This is a genomic window from Paraburkholderia sp. JHI869 (assembly GCF_038900775.1).
GTDB lineage: Bacteria > Pseudomonadota > Gammaproteobacteria > Burkholderiales > Burkholderiaceae > Paraburkholderia.
This window is the reverse complement of the sequence record NZ_JAYMSC010000019.1, coordinates 38,087-55,927: the sequence shown is the minus strand read 5'-3', so window position 1 is coordinate 55,927 and position 17,841 is coordinate 38,087. Positions and strand designations below refer to the sequence as shown.

Here is a 17,841-nt window from a genome sequence, read left to right as displayed (position 1 = left end):
CCGCAAAAACAAAGGCCGCCTCATTGCGAGGCGGCCTTTTTCGTTCTGGCTCAGATCAACGAACTTGAAGCGTCAGACAATGCGCATCGAGAAGTCCGTCGCGCGCACGTCTTTCGTCAACGCGCCGATGGAGACGCGGTCCACGCCAGTTTCCGCGATCGTGCGCACCGTGTCGAAGTTCACGCCGCCCGAGACTTCGAGCACCGCGCGCCCCGCCGTGATCTTCACCGCGTCGCGCATCATGTCGAACGAGAAGTTGTCGAGCAGCACCGACTTCGCACCATGTGCAAGCGCCGCTTCAAGCTGCTCGAGCGTTTCGACCTCGATCTGGATCGGCACGCCGGAGTCGAGCGCGAGCGCAGCGTCCATCGCCGCATCCACACCGCCTGCCGCAGCGATATGGTTTTCCTTGATGAGGATTCCGTCGTAAAGCGCGAGACGCTGGTTTGCGCCGCCGCCCACGCGCACCGCGTACTTCTGCGCAAGACGCAGGCCGGGCAGCGTCTTGCGCGTGTCCAGAATGCGCGTACTCGTGTGCGCGATCATGTCGACGTAGCGGCGCGTCACGCTCGCCACGCCCGAAAGGAGCTGAAGGAAGTTCATCGCGTTGCGCTCAGCCGTGAGCAGCGAGCGCGCCGGACCCCGCAGCGAGCAGACGGTCGTGTCGGCGGCCATGCGATCGCCTTCGCGATAGTGCCAGCGCACTTCGATGCGCGGATCGACCCGCTTCACCACGCCGTCGAACCAGAGCACGCCGCACAGCACCGCCTCTTCACGGACGATGATGCGCGCGTCGCGCATTTCGTCGGCGGGCACGAGGCGGCCGGTCTGGTCGCCAGGGCCCACGTCTTCCTCTAGCGCATCGGCCACGTTGCGTACGATCGCGGCGTCGAACGCCGCGCCGTACTGCGCGCGCACTTCAGCGAGCACGGGCGAAACGGCATCGACTGCGAGCAATTCGAGTGCACCCATTTACGCCGCCCCCACTTGCGAGAACAGCGCGGTGTCGCGCGCGAGGTCGCCGCTCGCCTGCACGCGGCGCTTGTGCTCAGCGGCGAACGCCAGCATGCGATCGATCGGCAGACGTGCGCGCTCACCGATCGCAGCGTCCACATGAATCTCGTTGTGACCGCGCTCGAGCACGTCGGCGAGATTCGCGAGACCGTTCATGGCCATCCACGGGCAATGCGCACAGCTCTTGCAAGTGGCGCTGTTGCCGGCCGTGGGCGCTTCGATGAACGTCTTGCCCGGCGCCGCGAGACGCATCTTGTGCAGGATGCCGAGATCGGTCGCGACGATGAAGCGTTGCGCGTCGAGCTTCACGGCGGCGTCGATCAGTTGCGTGGTCGAGCCGACCACGTCCGCGAGCGCGACCACGGCTTCCGGCGATTCGGGGTGAACGAGAATCTTCGCGTCCGGATATTCGGCGCGCAGCAGATCGAGCTCGATGCCCTTGAACTCATCGTGCACGAGGCACGAGCCCTGCCACAGCAGCATGTCGGCGCCGGTCTTCTTCTGGATGTAGCTGCCCAGGTGCCGGTCCGGCGCCCAGAGAATCTTTTCGCCCTTGGCGTGCAGGTCGGCGACGATCTCGAGGCCGATGGACGACGTGACCATCCAGTCCGCACGCGCCTTCACGGCCGCGCTCGTGTTCGCATAGACGACCACGGTGCGGTCCGGATGCTCGTCGCAAAACGCCGAGAATTCGTCGATGGGGCAACCGAGGTCGAGCGAACAGGTCGCGTCGAGGTCGGGCATGAGAATGCGCTTGTTCGGACTCAGAATTTTCGCGGTCTCGCCCATGAAGCGCACGCCCGCCACGACGAGCGTCTGTGCCTCGTGGTCGCGGCCAAAGCGCGCCATCTCGAGCGAATCGGCCACGCAGCCGCCGGTTTCGTCGGCGAGCTCCTGCAATTCGGGGTCCACATAATAGTGCGCGACAAGCACCGCCTTCTCGCGCTTGAGCAACGCGCGAATCCGCTCCTTCAATGCCACGCGCTCTGCGGTGGACGGTGCATCGGGCACGCGTGCCCACGCCTGTCCAACGCTGCAGACGGCACCCTGCGGCCGGTCGTATTCGACCTTCCTGATTGCCTGACTCATCATCTCCTGCCCCTACCGATCGCCGCACCATGAAGCCATTGTGGGGACTCCGGCTTTTTTTGCGGCCCAAAAAGAAAAACCCCGCCAGCGCGGGGTTTTGTGACGTCTCGTCATTCTAAAGGATTTTCCTACGCGCCACTGAGGGGCCAAAATCCCCTCAAGCCGGTCAGGTCAATCAGGCGTAACGGCGCAGGCGCGAAGCGAATTCCTGCAGCGCCTTGATGCCGCTTTGTTCAGCGCGGTGGCACCAATCCTGGAGCTGCGTGAGCAGTTGTTCGCGCGATGCGCTCGAACGTTCCCAGATCGTGGCCAGTTCGTTGCGCAGTTCGATGAACGTGCGCAGCTTCTGGCTGTTCGCGAAAATTTGCGGCAGCTGGCGCTTTTGCGGCTCGTTCAGACTGGCTTCTTCCTTGTCGAACCACTTGCGCGCACCGCGCATGACCTTGTACTTCTCGCGCTCGCCCACTTCCTTCAGGTGCGCCAGTTCCTGCCGGTACGCCTGCTTGACGGCCTTCGCGTACGTCGCCATCACTTCATAGCGGTTCGACAACACGGCTTGCAGCGTTTCGTGGTCAGCCACGAGCTTGCCCTTGGCGAGGCGCGGCGTAGGCGCGACCTTCTTCACCTTGGCAAGACCAACCGCCTGCATCATGCGGATGTACATCCAGCCGATGTCAAACTCGTACCACTTGTTCGAAAGCTTCGCGGAAGTCGCGAACGTATGGTGGTTGTTGTGCAGTTCCTCGCCGCCGATGATGATGCCGAACGGCAGAAGGTTCGTGCTCGCGTCAGACGAATTGAAGTTGCGGTAGCCCCAGAAGTGGCCGAGGCCGTTCACGACGCCAGCCGCCCAGAACGGGATCCACGCCATCTGCACGGCCCACACGGTGAGGCCGACCGCGCCGAACAGCGCGACGTCGATCACCATCATGATGCTCACGCCGAGAATGGGGTAGCGCGTATAGACGTTGCGCTCCATCCAGTCGTTGGGCGTGCCGTGGCTGAAACGGCGCAGCGTTTCTTCGTTCTTCGCTTCGGCGCGATAGAGTTCGGCGCCTTCGAGCAGCACCTTCCAGATGCCGCGCGTTTGCGGGCTGTGCGGATCTTCTTCGGTCTCGCACTTGGCGTGGTGCTTGCGGTGGATCGCCGCCCACTGGCCCGTGAGCATGCCCGTGGTCATCCACAGCCAGAAGCGGAAGAAGTGGCTCGCGATGGGATGCAGATCCAGCGCGCGGTGCGCCTGGCAGCGATGCAGATACACCGTCACGCCGATGATCGTGATGTGGGTGACCACCGCCGCGAACAGCACGATCTGCCACCACGAGAAATGGAGCACCCCGTGGGCGAAGAAATCAAGCAGGGAGTTCAACAAGGCATTTACCTGTGAAGCGAAGCGCGTCGGCCTTTCAGCCCGGCGCGGGTGTCAAGAAAGTGAAAGCGACCTGGATGCGGTTGGACGGCATTCTACTAGAACCGTTCCAAGTGTTTGTAACAAAGGGAGATTTTTTTCTTTAATGGTTACGGCGTCAACGTCTTTAGGACGTTTCGAGGCGCTTTGCCGCACCCCAACCGACCCTTTCCACCACATCTGGCCCCATCCAGTCTTTCATCGCGCGGCCCGAATTTCGACCTGCCCCGGCTGCGGCGCAAGCCACGTTCCGCGCCCTCTATCGAGAATCGTAGTTCGACTTGCACAGGGGCGCCTGAATATTTGATGAATTAAGGCGTTCGCTGAGAATCAGGTCTCGATGGCGTGTCTGCTCAGGCCCCGAATACGGCCTGCGCTGACGGTGTCGCCAATATGCAACGCGCGGTTGGCCAGCAGCGCCCAGCCCGTGAAGGCTGGGCGCTTCCGCGACATGGCTTCACAGCCCTCCTTACTCCAGCGCGGCGTCTGGCTCGGCGGCCTCGCTATCCTGCGCCTTCGCGATCGCGTCGGACGCTTCCTGCTCCGCTGCCGCTTCTTCCGGCGTAGTTTGCGCGCCGGCCGACTTCGTCTTCGGCTTGGCTTCGCCGCGACGCTCCAGCACGGCAGCAAAGAAGCCGTCGGTGGCGTGGCGGTGCGGCCACAGCGAGAGGTAGTCGCCCGTGTCAAGGCCCACACGCTGCTCGGCCAGGACGTCGCGCGCGCTCACCAGCACGTAGTCCGGATGCGCCTCGAGGAACTGCTTCACGACCGCTTCGTTCTCGGCTTCGAGAATGCTGCAGGTCGCGTAGACGAGACGCCCGCCGCGCTTGAGCAGGCGCGCCGCGCTCGTGAGAATCGAAAGCTGCTTGGGCGCGAGTTCCGCAATTGACTCCGGCGACTGGCGCCACTTGAGGTCGGGGTTGCGGCGCAGCGTGCCGAGGCCCGAGCACGGCGCGTCCACGAGCACGCGGTCGATCTTGCCGATCAGGCGCTTGATCTTGGCATCATGCTCGCTATCGATCAGCACCGGATTGACGTTCGAGAGGCCGCTGCGCGCGAGGCGCGGCTTGAGCTTGGCGAGGCGCCGGTCCGACACGTCAAAGGCGTAGAGCCGGCCCGTCGAACGCATCATCGCGCCAAGCGCCAGCGTCTTGCCGCCAGCGCCCGCGCAGAAGTCCACGACCATCTCGCCGCGGCGCGGCGCGAGGAGCGTGCACAGCAGCTGGCTGCCCTCGTCCTGCACCTCGAACCAGCCGTTCTTGAACGAGTCGAGTTTCGAGAGCGCGGGCTTGCCCGTCACGCGCACGCCGAACGGCGCGAACGGCGTTTCGCCGCCTTCGATGCCCGACTCGGACAGCGCGCGGATCAGCTCGTCGCGGTTCGCCTTGATCGGATTCGCGCGCAGATCGAGCGGCGCCGGGTAGTTCAGCGCGGCGGCCAGTTGCGCGAGTTCGGCGGGCTGGAAGCGCGTTTCCAGTGCCTTCATGATCCACTCCGGCAGATTGAGCTGCACGCGTAGCGGCAGGCTCGCCGGGTCGATCTTCGAAACATGCTCGAGCCAGCTCGCCTCGGCGTCCGATACGAACGGACGGACCGCCGCGCGCCCAGCGGTCGACATGAGGCCAAGCAGCGTGAGGCGGCGCATCGGGCTGCCCGTGCCGCTTTCGGCCAGGTGCGCGAACTCCATGCGCCGGCGCAGCACCGCGAACACGGCTTCGGCGATCACGCCCCGCTCGGAGTGGCCGAGCTTCGGATGCTCGCGGAAAAAGCGGCTCGTCGCCGCGTCGGCCGGGCCCGTGAATTTGAGAACGTCGGCGAGCAACGTTTCGGTCTGTCCAATCAAAAATCCATGCAGTCTCATGCGCCCTCCCCGGCGGCTTGCGAGTCGTCAAAGAAGAGCCACTGTGGCTCGGCAGGCGTGAGCGTTACGCGTTCGCCGTCGAGCGCGAGGCGCCCTTCGACGAACCAGCGCACCGCGCGCGGATACATCACATGTTCGGTCTTGAGCACGCGCGCGGCGAGCGCCGCGGCGTCGTCGCCCGCGCGCACCGGAACCACCGACTGCGCGACGATCGGACCATGATCGAGTGTGGGCGTGACAAAATGCACCGTCGCGCCGTGCACGCGGCAGCCAGCGTCGAGCGCCTGCTGGTGCGTCTTGAGGCCCGGAAACATCGGCAGCAGCGACGGGTGGATATTGACCATCCGACCCGAATAATGGCCGACGAACGATTCGGTCAGCACGCGCATGAAGCCCGCCAGCACGACGAGGTCCGGCGCATAGCCGTCGATGACTTGGGCGAGCGCCGTGTCGAAGCTGGCGCGATCGGGAAACTGGCGGTGATCGACGACCGCCGTGGCAATGCCGTTCGAAGCCGCGAACGCGAGGCCCGCGGCGTCAGGACGGTTGGCAATCACGGCGGCGATGCGCGCGCCCCAAGCCTCCTGCGCGCAAGCGCGCACGATGGCTTCCATGTTGCTGCCCCGCCCCGAAATCAGGATGACGAGATTTTTCATCCGCGGATTTTATCATCGGGGGGCGGGCTCAACGCTCGTACGGCGGCGATCGTCGCCTCGTGCGTTTATAATCTTCTGTTTCGTCGCGGTCCTTGGGCCGCGAGTGGCCAAGTCAGTCGGTCCAGAGTACGCGTGCTGTGCCAGCGCGCTTTTCGAGGTTCCACCAGGTTCCGCTATCGTGAGAGTCTTCCGCGGTCTTCCCAATGCCGAAAGCCGCGCGCCCTGCGCGCTGACCATCGGCAATTTCGACGGTGTCCACCGCGGGCATCAGGCATTGCTCGCGCGTGTGCGCGCGGCAGCCGACGCGCGCGGCCTGCCCGTCTGCGTGATGACCTTCGAGCCGCATCCGCGCGAATTCTTCAACCCGGCCAGCGCCCCGCCGCGCATCGCCATGCTGCGCGACAAGCTCGAAGCGCTGCGCGAGAACGGCGTGGACCGCGTCGTGGTCGAGCATTTCAACCACACGTTCGCGAGCCAGTCGCCCGAGACGTTCGTCGAACGCATCATCGTGGGCGGGCTGCACGCACGCTGGATGATGATCGGCGACGACTTCCGCTACGGTGCGAAGCGCGCGGGCGACTTCGCCTCGCTGCAAGCCGCGGGCGCGCAGCACGGCTTCGAAGTCGAACAGATGGCAACGGTGGCCGACCCCTCGGGCGTGCGCATTTCCAGCTCCGCCGTGCGCGCGCAGCTGAACGCGGGCGACCTAGACGCCGCGCGCGCCTCGCTTGGCCGCGGCTATCACATCAGCGCACACGTCACGCATGGCCTGAAGCTCGGCCGCGACCTGGGCTTCCCCACGATGAACCTGCTGATCGGCCACAAGCGGCCGGCGCTCAAGGGCATTTTCGTCGTGATGGTGCACGGCCTTGCCGACCATCCGCTGCCAGGCGTGGCGAGCCTCGGCCTGCGCCCGACCGTGGACGACTCGGGCCGCGTGCTGCTCGAAGTGCATCTGCTCGACTGGCACGGCGACGCCTACGGCAAACTCGTGCGCGTCGAGTTCCTCAAGAAGCTGCGTGACGAGGAGAAGTTTCCCGACCTCGAAACGCTCACCGCCGCGATCGCTCGCGACGTGGCGAACACCCGCGCGTGGTTCGCCGCCGCGGGCGCCGACGTGGCCGGCGGCGCATCGACCGGCTTCGCCACTTCGGCCACCGACCGAATTAGGTGACCTGCGGCCCGCGTGCGCGGGCTGCCCCGCCCCCAGGCGCCGCGTGCCCGAAGCACCGCATGCAGCGCCCGAGGCGACGGTTGCGCGGCATCGGCCGCAACGCTGACGCCATGCATCCCCCGAATTCCACGTGATCTCACCATGAGCGACAAAAAAGCATCCTCCGGCAAGCCGCAGAAGTCCGAATCGAAGTACCCCGTCAACCTGCTCGACACCCCGTTCCCGATGCGTGGCGACCTGCCCAAGCGCGAGCCGCAATGGGTCAAGGAGTGGGAAGAGAACCAGGTCTACGAGAAGATCCGCGCGGCCTCGAAGGGCCGCAAGAAGTTCATCCTGCACGACGGCCCGCCGTATGCAAACGGCGACATCCACCTCGGCCACGCGGTGAACAAGATCTTGAAGGACATGATCGTCAAGGCGCGCAATCTCGCGGGCTTCGACGCGGTCTACGTGCCGGGCTGGGACTGCCACGGCATGCCGATCGAAATCCAGATCGAAAAGCAGTTCGGCAAGTCGCTGCCTGCGCAGGAAGTGATGCAGAAGGCGCGCGAGTACGCGGCCGGCCAGATCGAGACGCAGAAGAAGGGCTTCAAGCGCCTGGGCGTGCTCGGCGACTGGAACAACCCGTACAAGACGATGAACTTCGCGAACGAGGCCGGCGAGATCCGCGCACTCGCGAAGATCATCGAGAAGGGCTATGTGTTCCGCGGTCTGAAGCCCGTGAACTGGTGCTTCGACTGCGGTTCGGCGCTCGCTGAAGCCGAAGTCGAGTACAAGGACAAGACCGACCCGACCATCGACGTGCTGTTCACGTTCGCGCAACCGGCCGAAACGGCGGCCGCGTTCGGCCTGCCGGCCCTGCCGCGCGAGGAAGGCGGCATCGTGATCTGGACCACCACGCCCTGGACGATCCCGTCGAACCAGGCGCTAAACGTGCACCCGGAAATCGACTACGCGCTCGTCGACACGCAACGCGGCCTGCTGATCCTCGCCGTCGAGCGCGTGGAAGCGTGCATGAAGGAATTCGGCCTCGAAGGCAAGATCGTGGCCACGACGAAGGGCGAAAAGCTCTCGCTGCTGCGTTTCAATCACCCGCTCGCCTCGGCGCACCCGGGCTACAAGCGCACCTCGCCCATCTATCTCGGCGACTACGTCACGACCGACACCGGCACGGGCATCGTGCACTCGGCGCCCGCCTACGGCGTGGAAGACTTCGTGTCGTGCAAGGCGCACAACATGGCCGATTCGGACATCATCAGCCCGGTGATGGGCGATGGCCGCTACATCGAATCGCTGCCGCTCTTCGGCGGCCTCTCGATCTGGGCGGCGAACCCGAAGATCGTCGACGCGCTCGACGCCGCCGGCACCCTTCTGCGCAGCGAAAAGTACCTGCACAGCTACATGCACTGCTGGCGCCACAAGACGCCGATCATCTACCGCGCCACGTCGCAGTGGTTCGCGGGCATGGACGTGACGCCGAAAGACGGCGGCAAGACGCTGCGCGAAACGGCGCTCGAAGGCATCGAGGCGACGGCGTTCTATCCGTCATGGGGCAAGCAGCGCCTGTACTCGATGATCGCCAACCGCCCGGACTGGACGCTCTCGCGCCAGCGCCAATGGGGCGTGCCGATGGCGTTCTTCGTGCACAAGGAAACCGGCGAGCTGCACCCGCGCACGCTGGAGCTGCTCGAACAGGTTGCGCAGCGCGTGGAAAAGGAAGGTATCGAAGCGTGGCAAACGCTCGACCCGCGCGAATTGCTCGGCGACGACGCCAACATGTACGAGAAGAACCGCGACACGCTCGACGTGTGGTTCGACTCGGGCACGACGCACTGGCACGTGCTGCGCGGCTCGCACAAGGACGAGCTGCAGTTCCCGGCCGACCTGTACCTGGAAGGCTCGGACCAGCACCGCGGCTGGTTCCACTCGTCGCTGCTCACGGCTTCGATGCTGGACGGCCGCCCGCCCTACAACGCGCTGCTCACGCACGGCTTCACCGTCGACGGCGAAGGCCGCAAGATGTCGAAGTCGCTCGGCAATGGCGTCGATCCGCATGAAGTAGCGAACCGCCTGGGCGCGGAAATCATCCGTCTGTGGATCGCCTCGACTGACTACTCGGGCGAACTGGCCATCTCGGAGGAAATTCTCAAGCGCGTGACGGAAGGCTATCGCCGTATCCGCAACACGCTGCGCTTCCTGCTCTCGAACCTCTCGGACTTCGACTTCGAGAAGCACGCGCTGCCCGCAAGCGAGTGGCTCGAAATCGACCGCTACGCGGTGGCGCTCACGCATACGCTGCAAAACGACGTGCTCGCGCACTACGACCGTTACGAGTTCCACCCGGTCGTGGCCAAGCTCCAGACGTTCTGCTCGGAAGACCTGGGCGGCTTCTACCTCGACGTGCTGAAGGACCGCCTCTACACGAGCGCAGCCGACTCGAAGGCCCGCCGCGGCGCGCAAACGGCGCTGCACCACGTCACGCATAGCCTGTTGCGCATCCTCGCGCCGTTCCTCTCGTTCACGGCCGAAGAAGCGTGGAAGGTGTTCCAGCCGCAAAGCGAAACCATCTTCACCGAAACCTTCCACGCCTTCCCGGACGTCGAAGGTGCGCCGGAGCTGATCGCCAAGTGGACGCTGCTGCGCGAAGTGCGCGGCAACGTGACGAAGGCGCTGGAAGAAGCGCGCGTGGCGAACCAGATCGGCTCGTCACTGCAGGCCGAAGTGCGCATTCTCGCGAGCGGCGCGCGCTACGACGCCCTCACCTCGCTCGGCGACGACCTCAAGTTCGTGCTCATCACCTCGGCGGCGGAAGTTGTGAAGGTGGAAGGCGAAGCGGAGGAAGGCGTCGAAGTCGTCACCTCGAAGTACCTCAAGTGCGAGCGCTGCTGGCACTACCGCGAGGACGTGGGTGCGAACGCGGAGCATTCGGGCCTGTGCGGCCGCTGCGTCGTGAATCTGTTCGGCGACGGTGAAAAACGGAGCGCGGCATAATGGCGAAAACCCTGCCGAAGCAAACCCGATCGAACGGTGCGGGCGGTACGCTCGCGCCGTGGCTGGGGGTCGCGGTCATCGTGATCCTCGCCGACCAGCTCACGAAAATCGCCATCAACAAAGTGTTCAGCTACGGCGAAGGCCGCGTGATCACGCCGTTCTTCAACCTCGTGCTGGTCTACAACAAGGGCGCGGCGTTCAGCTTCCTGTCCGCCGCGGGCGGCTGGCAGCGCTGGGCGTTCACGGCGCTTGGCGTGGTGGCGGCGCTCGTGATCTGCTATCTGCTCAAGCGCCACGCCACGCAGAAGCTCTTTTGCACGGCGCTCGCGCTCATCATGGGCGGCGCGCTCGGCAACGTGATCGACCGGCTGATGTACGGCCACGTGATCGACTTTCTCGACTTCCACGCGGGCGGCTGGCACTGGCCGGCGTTCAACCTGGCCGACAGCGCGATCACCATCGGCGCGGTGCTGCTGGTGTTCGACGAATTGCGGCGCGTGCGCGGCGCGCGCTGAGTGTGCGGGCTGCACGGTTAAAGGAGCTGTGACTTGAACACGTCCGCTGCAAACCCAGGCGAACTGGCCGGCCGCCACCTCGTGCTCGGCATGACGGGTGGCATTGCCTGCTACAAGATCGCCGAGCTCACGCGCCTGTTGACCAAGGCCGGCGCGACCGTGCAGGTCGTGATGACCGAGGCGGCCACGCAGTTCATCACGCCGGTCACCATGCAGGCGCTGTCGGGCCGCCCCGTCTACACGAGCCAGTGGGACGCGCGCATGCCCAACAACATGGCGCACATCGACCTCTCGCGCGAAGCGGACGCCATCGTCATCGCGCCCGCCTCCACCGACTTTCTTGCCAGGCTCGCCCACGGTTTCGCCGACGACCTGCTCTCTACGCTCTGCGTGGCGCGCGACTGTCCGCTGCTGGTCGTGCCCGCAATGAACCGGCAGATGTGGCAAAACCCGGCGACGCAACGCAACGTCGCGCAACTGCGCGCGGATGGCATCGAAACGCTCGGCCCCGATTCCGGCCCGCAGGCGTGCGGCGAGATCGGCGACGGACGCATGCTCGAACCCGAAGCCGTGTACGAGGCAATCGTCTCGTTCTTCGCGCCGAAGGTGCTCGCGGGCCGCAAGCTCCTGATCACCGCCGGCCCGACCTTCGAGCCGCTCGACCCGGTACGCGGCATCACCAACCGTTCGAGCGGCAAGATGGGCTTCGCGCTCGCGCGCGCGGCGCAGCAAGCCGGCGCCGAGGTGCATCTAGTCGCGGGGCCGGTCGCGCTGGCAACGCCGTGGGGCGTCTATCGCGAAGACGTGCAGACCGCTCAGCAGATGTACGACGCGGTGATGCGCGCCGCGACCGGCGCCGATGTCTTCATCGGCGTGGCCGCTGTGGCCGACTGGCGCGTCGATCATGTCGCCGAGCACAAGATCAAGAAAACGGCCGAGCACCGCATGCCGACGTTCACGTTCGTCGAGAACCCGGACATCCTCGCCTCGGTCGCGGCCTTGCCGAATCCGCCTTACTGCGTGGGCTTCGCCGCCGAAAGCGGTGACCTCGACGTGCACGGCGAAGAAAAGCGCGCGCGCAAGAAAGTGCCGCTGTTGATCGGCAATCTCGGCCCGCTCACCTTCGGTCAGGACGACAATGAAGTCGTGCTGTTCGAGGCAGGTGGCCGCAAGCCGCTGCCGCGTGCGGCCAAGCAGGCACTCGCGCAGACGCTCGTCGCCGAGATCGCGCGGCGTCTGCCGGACCAGAGCATCATCTCGTGACGCGCGCGTCGGCACCCTCGCGTGCCGGCGTGCGGCGCCGCGAACACAGGCAAGGAGCAGTACTGCCATGACACTGCTTTCCGTACTGGACCAGTCGCCCGTCATCGCCGGGCACAGCGCGGCGGACGCCATCGCCGCCACAATCGAGCTTGCACAGCTCGCCGACGACCTCGGCTACACGCGCTACTGGTGCGCCGAGCACCACGGCCTGCTGGGCGTGTGCAACCCCTGCCCCGAAGTCATGCTCGCGCGTCTGGGCAGCGTGACGAAGCGCATCCGCATCGGCTCGGGCGGCATCATGCTGCCCTATTACAGCCCCTTCAAGATCGCCGAGCAGTTCATGATGCTCGAGGCGCTGTTTCCGGGCCGTGTCGATCTCGGTGTCGGACGCGCACCGGGTGGCGACATGCGCACGGCGCAGGCTGTGGCTGCGGGCACGTATAACCGCGGCGACCAGTTCGCACAGCAAGTGCAAGATCTCGTCGGCCTGATGGACGGCAATCTCCCCGCCGACCACGTCGCGCATGGCGTGGTGCTGCAGCCGCAGATCCAGACACGCCCGCAGCTCTGGGTGCTCGGCTCGAGCGACTTCGGCGGCATCCTCGCCGCACAGCTCGGGCTGCGCTTCTCGTTCGCGCATTTCATCAACGCGCACTTCGGGCATCTCGTGGCCGAGGCGTATCTCGACCGCTTCAAGCCGGGCCACGAAGCCAAGCCGTATCTCGCGTGCGCCGTGTTCGCGATCTGCGCCGACACCGAAGCCGAAGCCGCCGACCTCGAAAAGGCCGTCGACCTGCGCCGCGTGCAGATGGCGTACGGCCTGAACGCGCCGATTCCGAGCCTCGAGCAAGGACGCGCGCAGGAGTACGGCGAGCGCGAGCAGATCGTGATCGACCGCGAGAAGCCGCGCAGCGTCATCGGCACGCCGGAGAGCGTCACCGAGCGCCTTCTCGCGATCAAGGACAACTTCCGCGCCGACGAACTGATCGTGCTGACCGTTGCGGGCAGCTACAAGGCTCGTCTGCGCTCTTATGAACTTCTCGCCGAGGCGTTCCAGCTGCCTCGCGCTTGAGCGATCCACCACCGCCCCATCATCCAGACTTCATGAAAATCGACATCAAGATCCTGAACGAGCGCATGCGCGACCAGCTGCCCCACTACGCCACGCCGGGCAGCGCCGGCCTCGACCTGCGCGCGTGCCTCGACGCGCCGATCACGCTCGAACCGGGCGAAACGAAGCTCGTACCGACGGGCCTCGCGATCCACGTGGCTGACCCCGGCTACGCGGCGCTGATCCTGCCGCGCTCGGGCCTCGGCCACAAGCACGGCATTGTGCTCGGCAACCTGGTCGGCCTGATCGACTCGGACTACCAGGGCGAGCTGATGATTTCGACCTGGAACCGCGGCCACACCACCTTCACGCTCAACCCGCTGGAGCGCCTCGCGCAACTCGTGATCGTGCCGGTTGTGCAGGCGCAGTTCAACATCGTCGACGACTTCGAGGCGAGCGAGCGCGGCGCCGGCGGTTTCGGCAGCACGGGCAAGCACTGACCTGAAGCGGTTGCGCTGGCAACAAAAAAGCACGCCTCGGCGTGCTTTTTTCGTTTAGACGGAAGCTTCGGTTTGCCGCGCCGCGCCGGGGCGCCGGCGATACCAGAGCGCATAGACCACGACGAGTACGGCGAGAAACGCGAGACCGTAGGCCAGCGTCATGCGGAATTCACGCGTAAAGGCCGTGCCGGCGAGAATGCAGAGCATCAGCAGCGCGCCCAGCACGCTCGTGAACGGAAAACCCCACATGCGGAACGCGAGCGGCGCGCCGCCTTCACGCGCCTGGCGCACGCGGAAAAAAATCTGCGTGACGAAGATCATGAACCACGTGAACATCGCGCCGAACATGGCGATCGACATCATCAGCGTGAACGCCGCTTGCGGCCAGAGGGCGTTGAGCACCGCCGCCACGGCAATGCCGATGGTCGAGAGCGAAAGCGCAGCGGTCGGCACGCCGTGGCGCGTGAGACGCCCGAACGCCGCGGGCGCATAGCCCGCGCGCGAGAGGCTGAACATCATGCGCGTGGTGATGTAGAGCTGGCTGTTCATGGCCGAAAGCGCGGCCACGAGCACGATGAAGTTGATCGCGCCCGCCGCGTACGGCACGCCGGTTGCGGCCATCACCTTCACGAACGGGCTCTCGTTGCCGCCCGCCTGGGTCCACGGCACGATGGCAAGCATCAGCGCGAGCGTGAGCAGGTAGAACAGCACGAGGCGCAGCACGGTCGCGCGAAACGCACGCGTGACGGCGCGCTGCGGGTCCTGCGCCTCGGCGGCCGCCACGGCGATCGTCTCCACGCCCAGGTAGCTGAAGAGCGAGACGATCGTCCCCACCCACACGCCCCACCAGCCTCGCGGCAGCAAGCCGCCGTGCGACGTGTAGTTCGCAAAACCCACGCCGGATTCGGCCGGCGCCTGCCACACGAACCACGCGCCCAGCACGATGAACGCGACGATGGCCCCAATCTTGAGGCTCGAAAAGAGGTACTCGATGGTGCCGTAAGCGCGCACACTCATTGCGTTCACAACGATCAGCGCTGCTGAGAATCCGACGATCCAGTAGAGCCCCGGCACGTGCGGAAACCAGAATTTCATGTACACAGCAATCGCCGCAACTTCGGTTCCCACCGCCAGCACATAGGCCGACCAGTACGCATAGCGGACGACGAAACCGGCGAGCGGCCCGATGTAGTGCTCGGCATACGCGCCGAACGAGCCCGACACAGGATGCGCGACCGTCATTTCGGCCAGTGCGCCCATCAACAGCAAGGCGATCAGCGCGCCGATCGCGTACGAAATGAGCACGCCCGGCCCGGCGAATGAGATCGCGAAGCCGCTGCCGAGAAAAAGCCCGGTGCCGACTGCGCCGCCGATGGCGATCATCGTCATTTGCCCGGCGGACAAGCCCTGGCGCAGCCCTTGTTCGCGCTCGACGATGGCTTCGAACGCGCCCGATTTACGTGGTACCACTGTTACACCCCTGCTAAACGCCGATGGCGGGACAAACGGTTATTTTACCGGGCGCGCCCTTCGCGCCCGCGCACCCCGACTAGCGTGACGCTAGAACAGGCGCCCAAAAGAAAAACGGCGCAGTCCTTTCGGACTGCGCCGTCTTGCCTTGAGGCTGTGTGCGCGGTGTCGCTTACTCCACTTCCACCGCTTCCGGATTGCGCGGCGCCGGCTGCTCGTCGAACGTGAGCTGGACCTTGTCTTCCGCATCGACGTCCACGGTCACGCGGCCGCCGTTCATGAGCTTGCCGAACAGCAGTTCGTCGGCGAGCGCACGGCGGATCGTGTCCTGGATCAGGCGCTGCATCGGCCGCGCGCCCATGAGCGGGTCGAAGCCGTGCTTGGCCAGATGCTTGCGCAGCGCGTCGGTGAAGACCGCGTCGACCTTCTTCTCGTGCAGCTGGTCTTCCAGTTGCATGAGGAACTTGTCGACCACGCGCATGATGATCTCTTCATCGAGTGCGCGGAAGCTGATCGTCTGATCGAGCCGGTTGCGGAACTCCGGCGTGAACAGGCGCTTGATATCGGCCAGTTCGTCGCCCTGCTCGCGCCGGGTCGTGAAGCCGATCGTCGACTTGTTCATCGCCTCGGCACCCGCGTTCGTCGTCATGATGATGATGACGTTGCGGAAATCCGCCTTGCGGCCGTTGTTGTCGGTCAGCGTGCCGTGGTCCATCACCTGCAGCAGCACGTTGAAGATGTCCGGGTGCGCCTTCTCGATTTCGTCGAGCAGGAGCACGCAGTGCGGCTTCTTCGTAACGGCTTCGGTGAGCAGACCACCCTGATCGAATCCGACGTAGCCCGGCGGCGCGCCAATCAGACGGCTCACCGCATGGCGCTCCATGTACTCGGACATATCGAAGCGGATCAGCTCGATACCGAGCGTGAACGCGAGCTGGCGCGCCACTTCGGTCTTGCCGACACCGGTCGGGCCCGAGAACAGGAACGAGCCGATCGGTTTGTCCGTCTTGCCGAGACCCGCGCGCGCCATCTTGATCGAAGCCGACAATGCGTCGATAGCCGGATCCTGGCCGAACACCACGGCCTTGAGGTCACGGTCGAGCGTTTGCAGCTTGCTGCGATCGTCCTGCGAGACGCTTTGCGCCGGCACGCGCGCGATCTTCGAGATGATCTCTTCGATCTCGCTCTTGCCGATGGTCTTCTTCTGCTTCGACTTCGGCAGAATGCGCTGCGCCGCGCCCGCTTCGTCGATCACGTCGATGGCCTTGTCGGGCAAGTGACGGTCGGTAATGAAGCGCGCCGACAATTCAGCGGCCGCGTTCAGCGCGCCCGACGAATACTTCACGCCGTGGTGCTCTTCGAAGCGCGACTTCAGACCGCGCAGGATCGCCACGGTTTGCTCGACGGTCGGCTCGACCACGTCGACCTTCTGGAAGCGCCGCGACAGCGCCGCGTCCTTCTCGAAGATGCCACGGTATTCCGTGAACGTCGTCGCACCGATGCACTTGAGCGTGCCCGACGAGAGCGCCGGTTTCAGCAGGTTCGACGCATCGAGCGTGCCGCCCGATGCGGCGCCCGCGCCGATCAGCGTATGAATTTCGTCGATGAACAGAATGGCGTGCGGACGCTCTTTCAGTTCTTTCAGCACCGTTTTGAGGCGTTGCTCGAAGTCGCCGCGATATTTCGTGCCCGCAAGCAGTGCACCCATATCGAGCGAGTAGACCTGAGCGTCTGCAAGAATGTCCGGCACTTCGCCGCGCGTGATGCGCCAGGCGAGGCCTTCCGCGATCGCGGTCTTGCCGACACCGGCCTCACCCACGAGCAGCGGATTGTTCTTGCGGCGGCGGCACAGCACCTGCACCACGCGCTCCACTTCCAGTTCGCGACCGATGAGCGGATCGATCCGGCCGTCCTTCGCCATCTGGTTCAGATTCTGCGTGAACTGGGCGAGCGGGGTTTCCTTCTGGCCGGCGGCGTCTTCGGCTTCGGCGTTCGCGTCGCTGGCCTTGGCGGCTTCGCCACTGCCCGTCTTCGCGATACCGTGCGAAATGAAATTCACGACGTCCAGACGCGTGACGCCCTGCTGCTGCAGGTAGTACACCGCGTGCGAGTCCTTCTCGCCGAAGATGGCGACCAGCACGTTCGCGCCCGTCACTTCCTTCTTGCCGTTGGAAGTGGACTGAACGTGCATGATCGCGCGCTGGATCACGCGCTGGAACCCGAGCGTCGGCTGCGTATCGACGTCATCCGTGCCGGGAACCGTAGGGGTATTGTCGTGAATGAAGTTGCGCAGGTTCTGTCGCAGGTCTTCGATATTGGCGGCACACGCGCGCAGCACTTCCGCCGCTGTTGGGTTGTCCAACAGCGCCAGCAGCAAATGCTCGACCGTTATGAACTCGTGCCGCGCCTGACGTGCTTCCATGAACGCCATGTGCAGGCTGACTTCCAGTTCCTGGGCAATCATGCTTCCTCCATCACACACTGCAGCGGATGCCCGGCCTGCCGTGCATGGGTAACGACTTGCTCAACCTTGGTCGACGCGATGTCCCGCGTATAGACCCCACAAACACCCCTGCCCTCGCGATGCACCTTCAACATGATCTGCGTTGCGGTCTCGCGGTCCTTATTGAAATATTCCTGCACGACCATCACGACGAATTCCATCGGCGTGTAGTCATCATTCATTAGCACGACCTTGTACATGGAGGGCGGTTTGACCTTTTGCTCCTGCCGCTCCAGTACGGTTGAATCCTGCTTGTCCGGGATAATCGCCATACACCCATTCTAAACAACTCGGACAGGCCCGCAATCCTGCCGTAACCTGACCGGCCGGCCGGTGAACCCGGCGC

Annotated in this window: 14 protein-coding genes; 6 read left to right on the top strand and 8 right to left on the bottom strand. The window is 65.0% G+C overall.

All coding sequences use genetic code 11. The annotated features are described in order from the left end of the window. Nucleotides 1-72 precede the first annotated feature (72 nt). The 5 genes from nadC to purN form a co-directional block, all read right to left on the bottom strand. Nucleotides 73-972, bottom strand: a complete 900-nt coding sequence (gene nadC, locus VSR72_RS27635; protein WP_342955529.1) for a carboxylating nicotinate-nucleotide diphosphorylase — start codon at nt 970-972, stop codon at nt 73-75. Next, complete coding sequence (gene nadA, locus VSR72_RS27630; RefSeq protein WP_342955624.1) at nt 973-2,103, bottom strand: quinolinate synthase NadA; 1,131 nt, start codon at nt 2,101-2,103, stop codon at nt 973-975. 175 nt (nt 2,104-2,278) lie between these two features. Then, nucleotides 2,279-3,475 carry an acyl-CoA desaturase gene (locus tag VSR72_RS27625; RefSeq protein ID WP_342955528.1) on the bottom strand — a complete coding sequence of 399 codons (1,197 nt, stop codon included), beginning with the start codon at nt 3,473-3,475 and terminating at the stop codon, nt 2,279-2,281. A gap of 505 nt (nt 3,476-3,980) precedes the next feature. After that, complete coding sequence (locus VSR72_RS27620; RefSeq protein ID WP_342955527.1) at nt 3,981-5,372, bottom strand: RsmB/NOP family class I SAM-dependent RNA methyltransferase; 1,392 nt, start codon at nt 5,370-5,372, stop codon at nt 3,981-3,983. Beyond that, nucleotides 5,369-6,028 carry a phosphoribosylglycinamide formyltransferase gene (gene purN / locus VSR72_RS27615; protein ID WP_342955526.1) on the bottom strand — a complete coding sequence of 220 codons (660 nt, stop codon included), beginning with the start codon at nt 6,026-6,028 and terminating at the stop codon, nt 5,369-5,371. The genes VSR72_RS27620 and purN overlap by 4 nt, the downstream gene beginning before the upstream one ends. A 178-nt stretch (nt 6,029-6,206) precedes the next feature. Here purN and VSR72_RS27610 point away from each other — a divergent pair, with 178 nt between their 5' ends. From VSR72_RS27610 to dut, 6 genes are all read left to right on the top strand, one after another. After that, nucleotides 6,207-7,202, top strand: a complete 996-nt coding sequence (locus tag VSR72_RS27610; protein ID WP_342955525.1) for a bifunctional riboflavin kinase/FAD synthetase — start codon at nt 6,207-6,209, stop codon at nt 7,200-7,202. Between the two features lie 141 nt (nt 7,203-7,343). Then, nucleotides 7,344-10,193: an isoleucine--tRNA ligase gene (gene ileS / locus VSR72_RS27605; RefSeq protein WP_342955524.1), complete on the top strand. Its 2,850-nt coding sequence runs from the start codon at nt 7,344-7,346 to the stop codon at nt 10,191-10,193. Further along, nucleotides 10,193-10,708 (top strand): signal peptidase II, encoded by a 516-nt coding sequence (gene lspA / locus VSR72_RS27600; protein WP_342955523.1) that lies wholly within the window; start codon nt 10,193-10,195, stop codon nt 10,706-10,708. The genes ileS and lspA overlap by 1 nt, the downstream gene beginning before the upstream one ends. Before the next feature lie 90 nt (nt 10,709-10,798). After that, on the top strand, nt 10,799-11,971 hold the full coding sequence (gene coaBC, locus VSR72_RS27595) for a bifunctional phosphopantothenoylcysteine decarboxylase/phosphopantothenate--cysteine ligase CoaBC (RefSeq protein WP_342955623.1): 1,173 nt from the start codon (nt 10,799-10,801) through the stop codon (nt 11,969-11,971). Nucleotides 11,972-12,038: 67 nt separating this feature from the next. Further along, nucleotides 12,039-13,043, top strand: coding sequence for an LLM class flavin-dependent oxidoreductase (locus VSR72_RS27590; protein ID WP_342955522.1), 1,005 nt, complete (start codon nt 12,039-12,041; stop codon nt 13,041-13,043). A gap of 32 nt (nt 13,044-13,075) precedes the next feature. Further along, nucleotides 13,076-13,522 (top strand): dUTP diphosphatase, encoded by a 447-nt coding sequence (gene dut, locus VSR72_RS27585; protein ID WP_028205273.1) that lies wholly within the window; start codon nt 13,076-13,078, stop codon nt 13,520-13,522. A gap of 54 nt (nt 13,523-13,576) precedes the next feature. On the opposite strand, the gene VSR72_RS27580 is transcribed toward dut, so the two are convergent. From VSR72_RS27580 to clpS, 3 genes are all read right to left on the bottom strand, one after another. After that, the gene (locus VSR72_RS27580) at nt 13,577-14,992 is read right to left on the bottom strand and encodes an amino acid permease (protein ID WP_342955521.1); all 1,416 of its coding nucleotides are present in this window, start codon (nt 14,990-14,992) and stop codon (nt 13,577-13,579) included. A 172-nt stretch (nt 14,993-15,164) separates the two neighbouring features. Beyond that, nucleotides 15,165-17,456, bottom strand: a complete 2,292-nt coding sequence (clpA, locus tag VSR72_RS27575) for an ATP-dependent Clp protease ATP-binding subunit ClpA (protein ID WP_069262762.1) — start codon at nt 17,454-17,456, stop codon at nt 15,165-15,167. After that, nucleotides 17,453-17,767 (bottom strand): ATP-dependent Clp protease adapter ClpS, encoded by a 315-nt coding sequence (clpS, locus tag VSR72_RS27570; RefSeq protein ID WP_028213389.1) that lies wholly within the window; start codon nt 17,765-17,767, stop codon nt 17,453-17,455. The genes clpA and clpS overlap by 4 nt, the downstream gene beginning before the upstream one ends. Nucleotides 17,768-17,841 lie beyond the last annotated feature (74 nt).